The sequence below is a fragment of the Rhizobium sp. NZLR11 genome (assembly GCF_019685115.1).
Lineage (GTDB): Bacteria > Pseudomonadota > Alphaproteobacteria > Rhizobiales > Rhizobiaceae > Rhizobium.
In genome coordinates this window covers 122,599-138,641 of record NZ_JABDWD010000006.1, presented here as the reverse complement: position 1 = coordinate 138,641, position 16,043 = coordinate 122,599, and the positions used below count along the sequence as shown (strand labels likewise).

Annotated in this window: 18 protein-coding genes and 1 tRNA gene; 16 read left to right on the top strand and 3 right to left on the bottom strand. The window is 62.1% G+C overall.

Annotation, left to right across the window (positions count from 1 at the left end; translation table 11 throughout):
* Window positions 1-3: 3 nt before the first annotated feature.
* Complete coding sequence (locus HJB83_RS12730; protein WP_221131611.1) at window positions 4-564, top strand: thioredoxin domain-containing protein; 561 nt, start codon at window positions 4-6, stop codon at window positions 562-564.
* A 52-nt stretch (window positions 565-616) separates the two neighbouring features.
* Here the strand turns inward: HJB83_RS12730 and HJB83_RS12725 are convergent.
* Window positions 617-706, bottom strand: a tRNA-Ser gene (locus HJB83_RS12725).
* Window positions 707-1,010: 304 nt separating this feature from the next.
* Here HJB83_RS12725 and rplU point away from each other — a divergent pair.
* The 4 genes from rplU to HJB83_RS12705 all read left to right on the top strand — a co-directional run bounded on the left by rplU (window position 1,011) and on the right by HJB83_RS12705 (window position 2,998).
* Window positions 1,011-1,328 (top strand): 50S ribosomal protein L21, encoded by a 318-nt coding sequence (gene rplU, locus HJB83_RS12720; RefSeq protein ID WP_003543907.1) that lies wholly within the window; start codon window positions 1,011-1,013, stop codon window positions 1,326-1,328.
* Window positions 1,329-1,361: 33 nt separating this feature from the next.
* Window positions 1,362-1,631, top strand: coding sequence for a 50S ribosomal protein L27 (gene rpmA, locus HJB83_RS12715; RefSeq protein ID WP_003543909.1), 270 nt, complete (start codon window positions 1,362-1,364; stop codon window positions 1,629-1,631).
* Window positions 1,632-1,757: 126 nt separating this feature from the next.
* The gene (locus HJB83_RS12710) at window positions 1,758-2,414 is read left to right on the top strand and encodes a GNAT family N-acetyltransferase (protein WP_221131610.1); all 657 of its coding nucleotides are present in this window, start codon (window positions 1,758-1,760) and stop codon (window positions 2,412-2,414) included.
* Complete coding sequence (locus HJB83_RS12705) at window positions 2,411-2,998, top strand: GNAT family N-acetyltransferase (RefSeq protein ID WP_221131609.1); 588 nt, start codon at window positions 2,411-2,413, stop codon at window positions 2,996-2,998. The genes HJB83_RS12710 and HJB83_RS12705 overlap by 4 nt, the downstream gene beginning before the upstream one ends.
* A gap of 93 nt (window positions 2,999-3,091) precedes the next feature.
* Here HJB83_RS12705 and HJB83_RS12700 read toward each other — a convergent pair whose 3' ends face one another.
* Window positions 3,092-3,958: an endonuclease/exonuclease/phosphatase family protein gene (locus HJB83_RS12700; protein WP_221131608.1), complete on the bottom strand. Its 867-nt coding sequence runs from the start codon at window positions 3,956-3,958 to the stop codon at window positions 3,092-3,094.
* Window positions 3,959-4,042: 84 nt separating this feature from the next.
* On the opposite strand from HJB83_RS12700, the gene obgE reads away from it, so the two are divergent.
* The 7 genes from obgE (at window position 4,043) to modC (ending at window position 11,463) form a co-directional block, all read left to right on the top strand.
* Complete coding sequence (gene obgE / locus HJB83_RS12695; RefSeq protein ID WP_207582264.1) at window positions 4,043-5,137, top strand: GTPase ObgE; 1,095 nt, start codon at window positions 4,043-4,045, stop codon at window positions 5,135-5,137.
* On the top strand, window positions 5,124-6,293 hold the full coding sequence (gene proB / locus HJB83_RS12690; protein ID WP_207582265.1) for a glutamate 5-kinase: 1,170 nt from the start codon (window positions 5,124-5,126) through the stop codon (window positions 6,291-6,293). The genes obgE and proB overlap by 14 nt, the downstream gene beginning before the upstream one ends.
* Entirely contained in the window at window positions 6,286-7,569 is a 1,284-nt protein-coding gene (locus HJB83_RS12685; RefSeq protein WP_221131607.1) for a glutamate-5-semialdehyde dehydrogenase, read from the top strand. The genes proB and HJB83_RS12685 overlap by 8 nt, the downstream gene beginning before the upstream one ends.
* A 37-nt stretch (window positions 7,570-7,606) precedes the next feature.
* Window positions 7,607-8,206, top strand: a complete 600-nt coding sequence (locus HJB83_RS12680; RefSeq protein ID WP_259671329.1) for a nicotinate-nucleotide adenylyltransferase — start codon at window positions 7,607-7,609, stop codon at window positions 8,204-8,206.
* Between the two features lie 491 nt (window positions 8,207-8,697).
* Window positions 8,698-9,489 carry a molybdate ABC transporter substrate-binding protein gene (gene modA, locus HJB83_RS12675; RefSeq protein ID WP_221131605.1) on the top strand — a complete coding sequence of 264 codons (792 nt, stop codon included), beginning with the start codon at window positions 8,698-8,700 and terminating at the stop codon, window positions 9,487-9,489.
* Between the two features lie 208 nt (window positions 9,490-9,697).
* Window positions 9,698-10,399, top strand: a complete 702-nt coding sequence (modB, locus tag HJB83_RS12670) for a molybdate ABC transporter permease subunit (RefSeq protein ID WP_221131604.1) — start codon at window positions 9,698-9,700, stop codon at window positions 10,397-10,399.
* Window positions 10,396-11,463, top strand: coding sequence for a molybdenum ABC transporter ATP-binding protein (gene modC / locus HJB83_RS12665; protein ID WP_221131603.1), 1,068 nt, complete (start codon window positions 10,396-10,398; stop codon window positions 11,461-11,463). Before modB ends, modC begins: the two co-directional genes overlap by 4 nt.
* On the opposite strand, the gene HJB83_RS12660 is transcribed toward modC, so the two are convergent.
* The gene (locus tag HJB83_RS12660) at window positions 11,464-11,838 is read right to left on the bottom strand and encodes a winged helix-turn-helix domain-containing protein (RefSeq protein WP_221115405.1); all 375 of its coding nucleotides are present in this window, start codon (window positions 11,836-11,838) and stop codon (window positions 11,464-11,466) included. It abuts the gene before it with no gap.
* Between the two features lie 208 nt (window positions 11,839-12,046).
* Here HJB83_RS12660 and rsfS point away from each other — a divergent pair, with 208 nt between their 5' ends.
* The 4 genes from rsfS to HJB83_RS12640 all read left to right on the top strand — a co-directional run bounded on the left by rsfS (window position 12,047) and on the right by HJB83_RS12640 (window position 15,967).
* Window positions 12,047-12,490, top strand: coding sequence for a ribosome silencing factor (gene rsfS / locus HJB83_RS12655; RefSeq protein WP_007632221.1), 444 nt, complete (start codon window positions 12,047-12,049; stop codon window positions 12,488-12,490).
* A gap of 118 nt (window positions 12,491-12,608) precedes the next feature.
* A complete protein-coding gene (rlmH, locus tag HJB83_RS12650; protein ID WP_207582272.1) occupies window positions 12,609-13,091 on the top strand; it encodes a 23S rRNA (pseudouridine(1915)-N(3))-methyltransferase RlmH in 483 nt (160 codons plus the stop codon).
* A gap of 163 nt (window positions 13,092-13,254) precedes the next feature.
* Window positions 13,255-14,655 carry a murein hydrolase activator EnvC gene (locus HJB83_RS12645; RefSeq protein WP_207582273.1) on the top strand — a complete coding sequence of 467 codons (1,401 nt, stop codon included), beginning with the start codon at window positions 13,255-13,257 and terminating at the stop codon, window positions 14,653-14,655.
* Window positions 14,645-15,967 carry a S41 family peptidase gene (locus HJB83_RS12640; RefSeq protein ID WP_207582274.1) on the top strand — a complete coding sequence of 441 codons (1,323 nt, stop codon included), beginning with the start codon at window positions 14,645-14,647 and terminating at the stop codon, window positions 15,965-15,967. Before HJB83_RS12645 ends, HJB83_RS12640 begins: the two co-directional genes overlap by 11 nt.
* The last annotated feature ends 76 nt before the right edge of the window (window positions 15,968-16,043 follow it).

The window sequence follows — 16,043 nt, the reverse complement described above, 5'->3', positions numbered from 1 at the left end:
TCCATGACAGGCGCCCAATGGCAGGCCGACCCGCTCACCTGGGGAACCGGACCGCATATCTTCGAAATCTTCCTGGAGCCGACCTGCCCCTATTCGGTCAGAGCCTTCAACAAGCTCGATGCGCTGCTCAGCCAGGCTGGCGAAGACAAGGTCACCGTCAAAATCCGCCTGCAGTCACAGCCCTGGCACATGTATTCCGGCGTCCTCGTCCGCTGCATCATCGCCGCCTCGACGCTGGAAGGCGGCAAGGACACCGCCAGGAAGGTGATGGCCGCCATCGCCGCGCATCGCGAGGAATTCGAGTTCGACCATCACGCCGGCGGCGCGAACATGGACGTGACGCCGAACCAGATCATCGAGCGCCTGGAAGGCTACAGCGGCGTCAGGCTGAAGGACGCCTTCGCAACCCCGAATCTCGACCGGGAGATCAAATGGCACTGCAAATACGCCCGGCAAAACGGCATCCACGTCTCGCCGACCTTCATGATCGATGGGTTGGTGCAGGCGGACATGAGCAGCGGCGATGAAGTCGACACCTGGGTGAAGAAGGTGCTGGGCCAGTGACACCAGCTATGCCGACGTTCAAAAATTGCTGACGTTGACGCCCGGGAGCTTATGGCGGAGAGGGTGGGATTTGAACCCACGATACCCTTGCAGGTATGCCGCATTTCGAGTGCGGTGCATTCGACCACTCTGCCACCTCTCCGCGGTCTGGTCGGCGCTTGTTCGGCGCGGGCGTTCTCATAACGGGCCTATGACAGGTTGGCAAGCCGAAAAGTCGAAGCATTCCATCCTTTTGCCTTGACACCTTTTTGTCACTCGCGTATCTCGGCTGCGCACTAGGTGTGGAGTAATCCGTGCCTCGGCCGTCCCGCGCTCGCGCGGGGCTTCACCGGCAGGACGAATTCGAGGATTAGCCTCTGAAATCCCTGCTTAACTTCGACTGATAAAAAGACGGCCACCCTGCTGAAGCAGCGGGGAGAGCTGGAACGAACATGAAAGGATAAAAAATGTTCGCAGTCATCAAGACCGGCGGTAAACAGTACCGTGTGGCAGCCAACGACGTGCTGACCATCGAAAAGCTGGAAGCCACCGCTGGCGATTCCATTGAATTCACCGAAGTGCTCGTGATCGGCGAAGGCGCCGACGCTGCGATCGGTGCGCCCTTCGTAACCGGCGCCTCTGTCAAGGCAGAAGTCGTCGAACAGAACCGCGGCAAGAAGGTCATCGCCTTCAAGAAGCGCCGCCGTCAGAATTCGAAGCGTTCGCGCGGCCATCGTCAGCATCACACGGTCGTCCGTATCACGGACATCGTGGCTGCCAAGTAAGATCAACGGGACAGGGTTTAAAGGAGAACTCCAATGGCACACAAAAAAGCTGGCGGTTCATCGCGCAACGGTCGCGATTCTCAGTCCAAGCGCCTTGGCGTGAAGAAGTTCGGCGGCGAAGCCGTCATCGCAGGCAACATCATCGTGCGTCAGCGCGGTACTGAGTGGCATCCGGGTTCCAACGTCGGCCTCGGCAAGGATCACACGATTTTTGCGCTTACCGCCGGCAATGTGAACTACCGAACCAAGGCCAACGGTCGCGTCTACGTGTCTGTCATGCCGAAAGCGGAAGCAGCGGAATAAGCCGGTAGCGCTCAAAAACAGCCGGCGTCTCATCGACCCGGCTGTCCGTATCAGGTTCAGTCTAGAAAACAGGGGAGATGGGGCGCCATCTCCCCTTTTTCTTTGTCCAAACAGGAGGACTGAACCATGCAAGGCGAATTGTTAAGGGCAGACCAATCACGGTCGCCCCGGGAAGACCAGGTGTCTTCCGAAGAACGGCTGAGGCCGGAACGGTTAAGGACCGATTGCCCTGTCTTGTTATCGGAAAGGCTCGTCATGCGCGCGCCCCACGAAGAAGACATCGACGCCCTTGCCCATCTCGCCAATAACGCCAAAGTCGCCACCATGGTATCGCGTATGCCGCACCCTTATACCGCCGATGATGCTGCTGACTTCGTGCGTCGCACGAAAAATGGCGAAATTGGCAAGTGCGTCTATGCGATCACCAAAGCCGAAAACGGCGCCTTTGTCGGCTGCTGCGGCGTCGAGCCGCATGCCGATGGCAGGACCGTCGAGATCGGCTACTGGCTGGGCGAGCCCTATTGGAACAAGGGTTATACCACCGAGGCCTGCCATGCCCTGGTCGATATGGTGTTCAGGACCCGTCAGGACGTCGATCAGATCGACGCCCGTTGCCGGGTGATGAACGTCGCCTCGCGCCGCGTCATTCAGAAGTGCGGCTTCCAGTTCCAGGGTTCGGGGCTCGCCGCCTCGCTGGCGCTCGGCAGCAACGTGCCTGTGGAATGGTACAGGCTCGACCGCAAGACCTGGATGTCCCTCAGAAGCTGGGGGAACATCGCATGAGCACGACCGCGCTGCAAAGGCCGGAGACCAAGCCGATGATGCCAGGCCCCGCGCCTGTCATCTCGACCGCCCGGCTGACGCTCCGCCCTCACAGGCTGAGCGATGCGCCATCGATTGCGGAATCGCTTTCCGATTTCGCCGTCACGCGCATGCTGTCCCGCGTACCCGCGCCGTTCGACCGGCAGGATGCGCTGGATTGGCTGGTCCCGGTGACGTCAGGCGCCTTGCCGGACTGGCCGCTGGCGATCACCGGCAAGGACGATGTCCATATCGGTAACGTCGCCATCGAACTGCGCCACGGCCGCTGGCACCTCGGCTACTGGCTGAACCGCTACTACTGGCGGCGCGGTTATATGAGCGAGGCGGTGGCGGCGATCATCGAGCGCTTTTCGCGCCGCATGCCGGAGACGCCGATCCATTCCGGCGTCTTCGCCGACAACCCGGCCTCGCTGCGCTTGCAGGAGAAGCTCGGTTTCCGCATGACGGGCTGCGGCGAAATCTATTGTTTCGCCCGCAACACCATGGTCTCGCACATCGAGACCGTGCTGCAGCCGGGCATGCTGCAGCCGCGCAAGGTGGCTTAACGGAGCATGATGCCGAAAAGTGTGAGCGGTTTTCGGACAACATCATGCTCATACCGAAAGGGGAGATGTCGCCGCCCCGCGGCGGCGTCTCCGTCAACTGCCGATCTCGACCCATAGCGGGAAATGATCGGAGCCGACGGATTGCGTATCGATCCGGGCGGATTTCAACCGGCCCTCGAGGCCGCAACTGACGAAGCAATAATCGAGATGCATACGTTCGCCGTGATCCTCGGGATTCATCCAGCTGTAGCTCTCCGGGCGGTAGGCCTTGAGCGCCGCAAAGGCGTCGACCGGCGTGCCGATCCTGGCGATACGGCCGTAATATCCGCCGCCGGCACCGGCAAAGGCGCAATATTCCGGCGATTCCGGCTCCATGTTGAAATCGCCCATGATGACGTAATCCTCCGGCAGCGGCGGCTCCGGCAGATCGAATTCACCGCCCCCGGTCAGCGATCCAGCCTCCTGAACGAAAGCGTTGATACGCGCATTCAAGAATTGCAGCTGGCGGATGCGCTCGTCTGGAGAGACATGGTCGAGATGCACGGAATAGACGCGGATCGCCCCGCCGGCTGCCGCGATCAGCGCCTCGGTTGCGCCGCGCTGCAGGTTGATCTTGCCGACCGTCCGGCTGCGCGGCAGAAGCAGCGTTCGGGTCGAGACGATCGGCCAGCGCGACAGCACCATGTTGCCGAACTGGAAACGCGTGCCCGGCACCCGCTGGCGCCTGCCTTCATCAGCCTCGACAAACATGTCGCAGGCCGGTCCATACACCCAGAAATGGTCGGGAAAGAAGGCCGCAATGTCGGCCACCATGTCGGCGAAACCGTTGCGCGAGAAGCCGCGGGTCACCTCCTGCAGCGCAATGACATCGGCGCCCTCAAGGCTCCGGGCAATGCGCGTGAGATCGTACCTGCCGTCGAGACCAAAGCCGTACTGTATGTTATAGCTCGCAAAATTCACGATAATCTTTGACCTCCGTCGGAACCGCCTATATCGAATGGGCCAAGACGGGCCGTCCAACTGCCACCGGATACTGGAAGTAAAATGAAATTTCTCGACGAAGCAAAGGTCTATATTCGATCCGGAGACGGCGGCGGGGGCAGTGTTTCCTTCCGGCGCGAGAAATTCATCGAGTTCGGCGGCCCGGATGGCGGCGATGGCGGACGTGGCGGCGATGTCTGGGTCGAGACCGTCAACGGCCTCAACACGCTGATCGATTTCCGCTTTCAGCAGCATTTCAAGGCGACGATCGGTACCCATGGCATGGGCAGAAACCGCACCGGCGCCAATGGCAGCGACGTGACGCTGAAGGTTCCCGTGGGAACCCAGATCTTCGAGGAAGACCGGGAAACGCTGATCTGCGATCTCACCGTCGAAGGCCAGCGTTATTGCCTCGCCCATGGCGGCAATGGCGGCTTCGGAAACGCTCATTTCAAGACCTCGACCAACCAGGCGCCGGATTGGGCCAATCCCGGCCTGCCCGGCGAGGAAAAGACCCTCTGGCTGCGGCTGAAGCTGATTGCCGATGCCGGCCTCGTCGGCATGCCAAATGCCGGCAAGTCGACCTTCCTGGCATCCGTCACTCGCGCCAGGCCGAAGATCGCCAACTACCCCTTCACCACGCTGCATCCCAATCTCGGCGTCGCCACCATCGACGAACGGGAATTCATTCTGGCCGACATTCCGGGCCTGATCGAAGGCGCCCATGAGGGTGTCGGCATCGGCGACCGGTTCCTCGGCCATGTCGAGCGCACCCGCGTGCTGCTGCACCTCGTCTCCGCCCAGGAGGAAAAGGTCGGCAAGGCGTATAAGACGGTGAAGCACGAGCTCGAAGCCTATGGCAACGAGTTGACGGACAAGCCGGAGATCGTGGCACTGTCGCAGATCGACGTGCTCGACGAGGCCGAACTGAAGAAGAAGACCAAGGAATTGGCCAAGGCCTGCGGCAAGACGCCGTTCCAGATTTCGGCCGTCACCGGCAAGGGCATGACCGAGGTGCTGCGCGCGCTGCGCGACATCATCGTCGAGGAAAATGCCGAGGAAAAGCCGGCCAAGGTGCTGAAGCAGCGCCATCGCGACATTGTTGTCACCGATGAGGCTGAGGACGTTGGCGAGGATGGAGCCGATGACCAGCCGTAAGCCGCTTGGCCGCTATCGCCGCGTCGTCATCAAAATCGGCTCGGCCCTGCTCGTCGACCGCAAGGCCGGGCTGAAGAAGGCCTGGCTCGACGCCATGTGCGCCGATATCTCAGGCCTGAAGGCCAAAGGCATCGATGTGCTCGTCGTGTCATCAGGCGCAATCGCGCTCGGCCGCTCGGTGCTCGACCTGCCCTCGGGTGCGCTGAAACTGGAGGAAAGCCAGGCCGCTGCCGCCGTCGGCCAGATCGCCTTGGCGCGCGCCTGGTCGGAGAGCCTGTCGCGCGGCGAGATCGTCGCCGGCCAGATCCTGCTGACGCTTGGCGATACCGAGGAGCGCCGCCGCTATCTCAATGCGCGGGCTACCATCAATCAGCTTCTGAAAATCGGCGCCGTGCCGATCATCAACGAAAACGACACGGTCGCCACCAGCGAAATCCGCTATGGCGACAACGACCGCCTGGCCGCCCGCGTCGCGACGATGACCGGCGCCGACTTGCTCATCCTTCTTTCCGATATTGACGGCCTCTATACCGCGCCGCCGCATCTCGACCCGAACGCCACCTTCCTGGAGACGATTTCCGAAATCACCCCGGAGATCGAGGCGATGGCCGGCGGCGCAGCCTCCGAGCTCTCGCGTGGCGGCATGCGCACCAAGATCGATGCCGGCAAGATAGCGACGACATCGGGCTGCGCCATGATCATCGCCTCCGGCAAGACCGACAGCCCGTTATCGGCGATCGAAAACGGCGCGCGTTCCTCCTGGTTCGCGCCGTCCGGCACACCGGTGACCGCCCGCAAGACCTGGATCGCCGGACAACTGCAGCCGGCAGGCGAACTGCATGTCGATGACGGCGCCGTCACCGCACTCGGGGCCGGCAAGAGCCTGCTTCCCGCCGGCGTGCGCAGCGTTACCGGCCTGTTCAGCCGCGGCGATCCGGTGGCGATCATCGGCCCCGCCGGCCGCGAGATCGCCCGCGGCCTGGTCAGCTACGATGCCGAGGACGCCCGCCGGATTGCCGGCCGCAAGTCGGCGGAGATCGAGGCCATTCTCGGTTATCCCGGCCGCGCGGCCATGGTCCATCGTGACGACATGGTGATGACCGCACAGGTCGGTTCGAAATCGGAAAGGCAGAAGAAGGACGCGAGTTATGCTTGATACCGTTGCGCCAAGCCCTGACATTGACGCGTTGATGAATGACATCGGCCGCAAGGCAAAGGCTGCCGCACGACCGCTGAGCTTTGCGTCCGCCGAGGCGAAGAACAGGGCGCTGAACGCCATGGCCGACTCAATCCTGGCCAACAAGGCTGAGATTCTTGCCGAGAACGTCAAGGATTTGCAGGACATCGAAGGCACCGAGACGCTTGCCTCCTTCGTCGACCGGCTGACGCTGAACGACAAACGCGTCGCCGAGATGGCCGAGGGGCTCCGCGCCATCGCCGCCCTTGCCGATCCGGTCGGCGAAGTCATCGCCGCCTGGGACCGGCCGAACGGCCTGCAGATCGAGCGCGTCCGCACGCCACTCGGCGTCATCGGCGTCATCTTCGAAAGCCGGCCGAACGTCACGGCTGATGCCGGCGCCCTCTGCCTCAAGGCGGGCAATTCAGTCATCCTGCGCTGTGGCTCGGATTCGCGCCGTTCATCGCAGGCGATCCATGCCTGCCTTGTCGAAGGTCTGAAGGCGGCAGGACTTTCAGAGCATGCTATCCAACTCGTCCCGGTCACCGACCGCGCCGCCGTCGGCGCCATGTTGCGCGGTTTGGACGGGGCAATCGACGTCATCGTGCCGCGCGGCGGCAAGAGCCTGGTCGCCCGCGTGCAGAACGAGGCCCGGGTGCCGGTTTTTGCCCATCTCGAAGGCCTCTGCCATATCTATGTCGATGGCTCGGCCGATATCGAGATGGCGAAGAAGATCGTCGTCAATGCCAAGATGCGCCGCACCGGTATCTGCGGCGCGGCCGAAACCCTGCTCGTCGACGGTGCGGCGATCGGCACGCATCTGACGCCGCTGCTCGAGGTTCTCATCGATGCCGGCTGCGAGGTCCGCGCTTCGCCAACGGTGCTGAAGGTCGCTCCCGGCCTGAAGCCCGCAACCGAAGAGGACTGGTCGACCGAATATCTCGACGCGATCATTTCGGTTGCCGTCGTCGACGGCATATCGGGCGCGATCGCCCATATCCAGACCTATTCCTCGAACCATACCGAGGCGGTGATCGCCGAGGACCCCGACGTCGTCACGCGCTTCTTCACCGAAGTCGATTCGGCGATCCTGCTGCACAATGCCTCGACCCAGTTTGCCGATGGCGGCGAGTTCGGCATGGGTGCGGAGATCGGCATTGCCACCGGCAAGATGCACGCCCGCGGCCCCGTCGGTGTCGAACAGCTCACCTCCTTCAAATACCGGGTGCACGGCGCCGGACAGACGCGGCCCTGACGTGACGGCGGAGAGTTTGGACCGGCATTATCTCCGCATGCCGCACAGCGAGCGCGGCATGGTCGTCGGTCTGTTCGGCGGTTCGTTCAATCCGCCGCACCAGGGCCACGCACTCGTCGCCGAGATCGCCATCAAGCGGCTCGGCCTCGACCAGCTCTGGTGGATGGTTACCCCCGGAAATCCGCTGAAGAGCCGCAACCAGCTGGCACCGCTTGCCGAGCGTATTGCCGAAAGTGAACGTGTTGCCGCCGATCCCCGCGTCAAGGTCACCGCCTTCGAACAGACACTCGGCGTCAGCTACACCGCCAATACGCTCGCCCGCGTCAAGGCCCGCAATCCGCATGTGCATTTCATCTGGGTCATGGGCGCCGACGGCCTGCAGACCTTTCACAAATGGCAGAAATGGCAGGAAATTGTCCGCACCTTCCCGATCGCCGTGATCGACCGGCCGGGCGCGACGCTCTCCTACCTCTCCTCGAAAATGACGCGGACCTTCGATTTCGCCCGTGTCGACGAAGATGATGCCCGTATTCTCTGGAAGAAGCAGGCCCCGGCCTGGACCTTCATCCACGGGCCGCGCTCCGGCCTGAGCTCGACGGCAATCCGCAACGGCTCGTCGCACGGCCAAGCCGAATAAATTTCAAGGAAGGTTCGAAAACGAGAAAGCCCGACGGGGGAGGATCCGTCGGGCTTATAAACTCGATCGACAACTGGGAGGAGGAGTGTTGTCGACCCTATCGAGCGGCTATGGGAGGAGGAGGTCGCCGCTTCGATGCTCGTGTTTTATCATATTCCGCACGAAGGTGAATATCGATTGGTGCATTGCAGCAATGCACCAACTGCAATCCTGTCCGAATAGGCCGCTTTGGCGCTGCCGTTTTTATCGGCGGAATCAACGGAGCATGGTTCTGCCGCCGGAGAATTCTTGAAGTTTACAAAAGTGCAGCCTGGATATTCCGGCTCTATAGATCCCATTTTGCGTCCAAGCCATGCACTCGCCGAATGTTTGAAGCATTGGGTTCCTACGAACGAGACGGCCGGTGCGCTATATTTTTCCGGATATATCCCTAGCCAAGGCGCGCTACCCGTTATATTCGTCGCAATATTTCGAACCTTGGAGAATGATTTATGCAAGACCGCCGCCAATGGATGAAACTGGCAACCGCCGCGATATCAGCCCTGTGGCTTGGCGCTGCAGCGCTTCCGGCGCCCGCCGCCGCGGCCGAAAAGCTTACCGTCTTTGCGGCGGCGAGCCTCAAGGATGCGCTCGACGCCGCCAATGCCGCCTGGACCAAGGAGAGCGGCACGGAGGCCGTTGCCTCCTATGCGGCAAGCGGCGCGCTCGCCAAGCAGATCGAAAACGCCGCTCCCGCCGATATCTTCATCTCGGCTGACCTCGACTGGATGGATTACGTCGCTAAGAAGAACCTCATCAAGGCCGATACCCGTTCCAACCTGCTCGGCAACCGCATCGTGCTCGTTGCCGAAAAGGACAAGGCAAAACCGGTCGAGATCAAGCAGGGCTTCGATCTTGCCGGGCTCCTGGGCGACGGCAAGCTTGCCATGGGTGAGCCGAAATCGGTTCCGGCCGGCAAATACGCCATGGCCGCGCTGGAAAAACTCGGCGTCTGGAAATCGGTGGAAACCAAGGTCGCCGGCGCCGAAAGCGTCCGTGCTGCTCTCGCCCTCGTCTCCCGCGGCGAAGCGCCTTACGGCATCGTCTACCAGACGGACGCCGCGGCCGATAAGGGTGTGGCCATCGTCGGCACCTTCCCGGCCGATTCGCATCCGCCGATCATCTACCCGATCGCCATACTTGCCGAGAGCAAGAATCCGGACGCAACAGCCTATCTCAACTTCCTGAAATCCGACAAGACAGCCGCCTTCTTCACGGCGCAGGGTTTTACTGTCCTGAAATGATGGGCTGAATTGATTGCGGAATCAACAGTGACAGCTTAGCGTGAAGGCTCACATAGGTTCAAAGTCGGCAACTCCTCTTTCGTCATGCTCGGGCTTGTCCCGAGCATCTGCCCGGCACAAGGCCGAGGATGACGTCGGAGAAGGAGCGAGATTTGTCGTCAAACTGAGGCTCGCCTGAGCGAGCCTTCGATCTTGGAGATAGCTGCATTTGAATATATTGGGCCTGAGCAATGAGGAATGGACGGCGATCCTGCTCAGCCTGCGTGTCTCTATTGTCGCCATGCTGGCGAGCCTGCCCTTCGGCATCCTCGTCGCCCTGCTGCTTGCTCGCGGTCGCTTCTGGGGCAAGTCGGTGTTGAACGGCATCGTTCACCTGCCGCTGATCCTGCCCCCTGTCGTCACCGGTTTCCTTCTCCTCATCCTGTTCGGCCGCCGTGGTCCGATCGGCAGCCTGCTCGACCAGTATTTCGGCATCGTCTTTTCTTTCCGCTGGACGGGTGCGGCGCTCGCCTGCGCCATCATGGCCTTTCCGCTGATGGTGCGCAGCATCCGCCTGTCGATCGAGGCGGTCGACCGCAAGCTCGAAGAAGCGGCCGGAACGCTCGGCGCCGGTCCCGCCTGGGTGTTTTTAACGATCACCCTGCCGCTGACCTTGCCCGGCATCATCACCGGCATGATCCTTTCCTTCGCCAAGGCAATGGGTGAATTCGGCGCGACGATCACTTTCGTTTCCAACATCCCGGGCGAAACCCAGACGCTGTCGGCAGCGATATACACCTTCACCCAGGTGCCGGGCGGCGATGCCGGCGCACTGCGCCTGACAATCGTCGCCATCGTCATTTCCATGGCCGCGCTGCTCGCCTCCGAATTCCTCGCCCGTCTCGCCGGCCAAAGGATCGACCCGGAATGACGCTGATCGTCGAGGCAAAACAGAGGCTCGGCACCTTTTCGCTCGACGCCGCCTTCACCTCCGAACGCGGCGTCACCGCGCTGTTCGGCCGCTCCGGCTCCGGCAAGACCTCGATGATCCGCATCATCGCCGGCCTCGCCCGCCCGGACGAAGGCCGCGTCGTCCTCGACGGCGAGCCCCTGACCGAAACAGCAACCGGCATCTTCGTCCCGAAACATCGCCGCCGCTTCGGTTATGTCTTCCAGGAGGCCCGGCTTTTCCCGCATCTCAGCGTTCGGGCCAATCTCGCCTATGGCCACTGGTTCGCGGCCCGAACGGCACGCGGTGAAAGCTTCGATCACATCGTCGACCTGCTCGGTATCGAGCCGCTGCTGGAACGCAGCCCCGCAAAACTTTCCGGCGGTGAGAAGCAGCGTGTCGCCATCGGCCGCGCCCTTCTCTCCGCGCCCCGCCTGCTTCTCATGGATGAGCCGCTCGCCGCCCTCGACGAGGCGCGCAAGGCCGAGATCCTGCCCTATCTGGAGCGGCTGCGCGACGAGACGGAAATCCCGATCGTCTATGTCAGCCATTCGATCGCCGAGGTGGCGCGGCTGGCAAACCAGGTCGTCGTCATGCGCGACGGCAAGGTCGAAGCGACGGGTCCCGCCGTCGACATATTGAGCCGTCCCTCTGCGGCGGCCGACCGGAAAGAGGCGGGCGCGCTACTCGAAGGCACCGTCGAAAGCTTCGATCCGCGTCACCGCCTGTCGACCGTCGCCCTGAAATCCTCTCAGCTCCATATTCCGAGTGCAGCCCTTACTTCAGGCAGACCGGTGCGCATCCGCATTCCGTCCCGCGACGTCATGCTGGCGACCACCAGACCCGAGGGCCTCAGCGCGCTGAACATTCTCGAAGGCAGGATCGCGGCGATATCGTCGGACGAGGACGGAACGGTGGAAATCCGGCTTGATTGCGGCGGCGATATCATTCTTTCCCGCATCACCACACTCTCCTGCGAGCGTCTCGATCTCCAACCGGGAAGTGTCGTCTTCGCCGTCGTCAAGACCGTGGCCCTGGAGGCCTGATCAGCCGTGTCGCTGCTGCAGGTTGCGCTTGGCCTCGAGCCAGGCGAGATCGCCGGCAAGGCTCGTGCGCATCGTTTTTTCCATCCGGCGGAAACGCTCGAGCAATTCCTCGCCGAACGGCGTCAGCGCTGCGCCACCGCCCTTCTGCCCGCCGCGCTGCGGCTCCACCACCTGCTCGCAGAACATCCGGTTCATCTCGCTGACCAGCAGCCATGCGCGGCGATAGGACATGTCCATCGCCCGCCCCGCCGCCGAGATCGATCCGGTCTGGCGGATATGCTCCAGCAGCTCCATCTTCCCATGGCCGAGCCGATCCTCATCCGGGAAGCTGATTCGCAGGACGGGCACGAGGGTTTTTGCGGCTGGATCGGTCATCGAATCGTGAAATCGTGAAATTTGCCGCACTTTACGCCGTGGTACGGAAACTGTACACCGGCCGCACAAGCAGCCCGAGCGGCAATATTCTTCAATTCGGACGCCAGATCGGATTTTCGACCGTTCTGTATCTTAGCGCGTCTTGAAACATTAGTGGTTTGATGCCTATCTTAACCATGGTCCGGTCTCGATCGGATCTGTGTTGTGCATGGTTTGTCATTCCAGGAAAGGGAAAGCACTGACAACAGTACACGCCAAGGGAAAAACGTTCGCCGTTATCCCGAAGAGTGCGGAACGTGGCGCCGATGCCGCCGCCCGCGCCCTAGAAACCGTCCTCGCCAGCCTCGAGGACTCCAAAGCTGAAGATATCGTCACCATCGACATTGCCGGAAAATCGGCGCTGGGAGACTACATGATCGTCGTCTCCGGCCGCTCGAGCAGGCATGTCATGGCGATCTCGGATCATCTGCTCACCGACCTGAAGGACGACGGCCTCGGTACGGCCCGCGTCGAAGGTCAGGAAGGCGGCGATTGGGTCCTGATCGACACCGGTGACATTATCGTGCACGTGTTCCGTCCCGAAATCCGCGAATTCTACAACATCGAAAAGATGTGGGCGGCTCCGGATATGGATGAAGAAACACGGCACTGACAGGCGGTCCGGCATTCTGCCCGACGCCTGAAACGTGGCATTGACTGGCCGGAAAACATCAGAAGCCGGCCGGTGACGCCTTGTGCGCAAGATGTGCCGCATCAGCAGGAGCGGATGAATGCGAGTTGGTCTTTTTGCGGTGGGACGGCTGAAATCCGGCCCCGAAAAGGATCTTGCGGCCCGTTATTTCGACCGTTTCGCCAAGGCCGGCCCTGCCGTCGGCCTCGAACTGTCCCGTATTGCCGAAGTTGCCGAAAGCCGTGCTTCCAACGGGGAAACCCGCAAGCGCGAGGAAGCGGCGCTGCTGTTGAAATCGCTTGCCGATGGCAGCATCCTCATCCTTCTCGACGAACGCGGCAAGGCGCTTGACAGCGAAGCCTTCGCAAACCTGCTCGGCTCCTATCGCGACCAGGGCAAACGCGAGCTGACCATTGCCATCGGCGGCGCCGACGGCCTCGATCCATCCCTCTACGACCGTGCCGACACCACGCTTTGCCTGGGCAAGATGACCTGGCCGCATCAACTCGTGCGCACGCTGATCGCCGAACAGCTTTATCGCGCCGTGACCATCCTGTCCGGCCACCCCTATCACCGCGTCTGATTCCCCGCCGCTCGGCAATTCGCATTGTCACGCAGCCGTGTTCTGTCAGCCGGCTGTTATGCTTCAAACTTTCTGGCAAAGCGTGCCAAATCAGCTTAGTCTGCACGCGTTTTGAGAAAGTGCCCCAACACGCATGACGAGAGAAGCAACCAGGCGATACCGCATGATCCTGCCGGCTATCGCAGCCGGGGTCGGCGTGGCGGTGATTGCCGTGTCGGCAAATCCCTTCATCGTCCTGGCGCAAGATGCCGCCCCCGAGGCAGCACAATCGGCACCGCAGCCGGCAGGTGAGCCGGCGCCTCCCGATCCGGCCGCCGAACTGGCCGCCAAACGGGATCAGACCCGTACCGAACTCGAAACCCTGTCGAAAACGATCAGCCTCTCCTCCGACAAGGTGAGTGCGCTTAAACAGAGCATCGCCGATCTGGAAAAGAGCACGCAAAGCATCCGCCAGGCACTGATCGAGTCCGCGGCCCGCCGCAAGGCGCTCGACAAGCAGATCCTGGCAAGCGAGAAGAAGCTTGCCGATCTCGGCGTCAAGGAGGATGGCATCCGCCGCTCCCTGCACGAGCGCCGCGGCCTCCTGGCCGAGGTGCTGGCAGCCCTCCAGCGCATGGGCCGCAACCCACCGCCCGCTTTGCTCGTCACCCCTGATGACGCGCTCGCCTCGGTGCGCAGCGCCATCCTGCTCGGCGCCGTCGTGCCCGGTATCCGCAAGGAGACTGACAAGCTTGCCGGAGACCTTGCAAGCCTCGCCGCATTGCAGACCGCAAGTACCGCCGAGAAGGCCGGCCTGACCGCGACGATGACGAACGGTATCGAGGAAGAGCGGCGCATGGACCTGCTGCTTGCCGAAAACGACAAGCTCAGCCGCAGCAATGCCACCGAACTCACCGCCGAGAGAAAACGCTCCGAGGAGCTGGCGGGCAAGGCGACCAGCCTTGAAGGCCTTGTCGCCTCTATGGAATCCGAGATCGCTTCGGTGCGCGACGCTGCTGCCGCTGCCCGCCAGGCGGAGGAGAACCGCAAGCTGATGACGGACGAGCAGCGCGCCCAGGCCAAGGCCTTGGCCGACAGCGGCGTGCCCGATAAAAACCGCATTGCGCCCGCATATCCCTTCGGAGAATTGAAGGCGAAATTGGAGGTGCCCGTCGCGGGCGATATCCTGCGCCAGTTCGGCGATGCCGACGGCACCGGGCACGAGGCCATGGGAATGACGGTCGCCACCAATCCGGAGACGGTGGTGACGGCGCCTGCGGATGGGCTGGTGGTTTTCGCCGGCGCTTTCCGCAGTTACGGCCAGATGATCATCCTCGACACCGGCGATGGGTACCACTTGGTTCTCTCGGGAATGGATACGATCAATACCCGTCAGGGAAAGTTCGTTTTCTCCGGCGAGCCGCTCGCCGTGATGGGTGCGAAAAGAGTGGCAAGCGCAACTGCATTGGCGCTGGCAACGGACCGGCCAACGCTTTACATTGAATTTCGAAAGGACGGTAAACCGGTCGATTCCCGACCATGGTGGACCGCCAAAGACACTGGAAAGGCACGCAATGATTCGTAGGGCTTCTTTTGTTCTGGTCGGCGCATTGATGGGTGCGACCGCAATGAGCGTCATTTACTCGGCGGGTGCGCCGGCAGAAGCGGCCGGATCCTCGACGTACAAGGAACTCTCGGTGTTCGGCGATGTCTTCGAGCGAGTGCGCGCCCAATACGTGACGCCGCCGGCCGAAGACAAGCTGATCGAGAACGCCATCAACGGCATGCTCTCCTCGCTGGATCCGCATTCGAGCTATATGAATGCGAAGGACGCCGAGGACATGCGCACCCAGACGAAGGGTGAGTTCGGCGGCCTCGGCATCGAAGTCACCATGGAAGACGACCTCGTCAAGGTCATCACCCCGATCGACGATACGCCCGCCGCCAAGGCCGGTGTTCTCGCCGGCGATTATATCTCCGAGATCGACGGCCAGTCCGTGCGCGGCCTGAAGCTGGAAGACGCCGTTGAGAAGATGCGCGGCGCCGTCAACACACCGATCAAGCTGACGCTGATCCGCAAGGGCGCCGACAAGCCGATCGAGCTGACGATCGTCCGTGACGTCGTCGCCGTCCAGGCCGTCAAGTCGCGTGTCGAGGACGATGTCGGTTATCTCCGCATCATCTCCTTCACCGAGAAGACCTATCCTGATATGGAAAAGGCGATCAAGAAGATCAAGGACACCGTTCCGGCCGACAAGCTGAAAGGTTATGTCCTCGACCTGCGGCTCAATCCGGGCGGCCTGCTCGACCAGGCGATCAATGTCTCCGATGCCCTGCTGGAGCGTGGCGAAGTCGTTTCGACGCGCGGCCGCAATCCCGATGAAACCCGCCGCTTCAATGCCGGTCCGGGCGACCTGACGGATGGCAAGCCGGTTATCGTGCTGATCAACGGCGGTTCGGCTTCCGCATCGGAAATCGTCGCCGGCGCTCTTCAGGATCTGCGCCGCGCCACCGTTCTCGGCACACGCTCTTTCGGCAAGGGCTCCGTCCAGACGATCATCCCGCTCGGCGAAAACGGCGCGCTGCGCCTGACCACGGCGCTCTATTACACGCCGTCGGGCCGCTCGATCCAAGGCACCGGCATCACCCCCGACATCAAGGTCGAGGAGCCGCTGCCGCAGGAACTGCAGGGCAAGATGGTGACCGAAGGCGAATCCAGTCTGCGCGGCCATATCAAGGGCCAGAGCGAGACGGACGAAGGTTCGGGCTCGGTTGCCTATGTGCCGCCGGACCCGAAGGACGACGTTCAGCTGAACTACGCGCTCGATCTGCTGCGCGGCAAGAAGACCGATCCGGCCTTCCCGCCAAACCCTGACAAAGCCGTCGTCGCCAAGTAATGATCACCTCAAGGCCGGGCGAGTTGCCCGGCCTTGACCCTTTCTGCTGTTTCCCGGTTTTGGAGCGGGCGAAAAA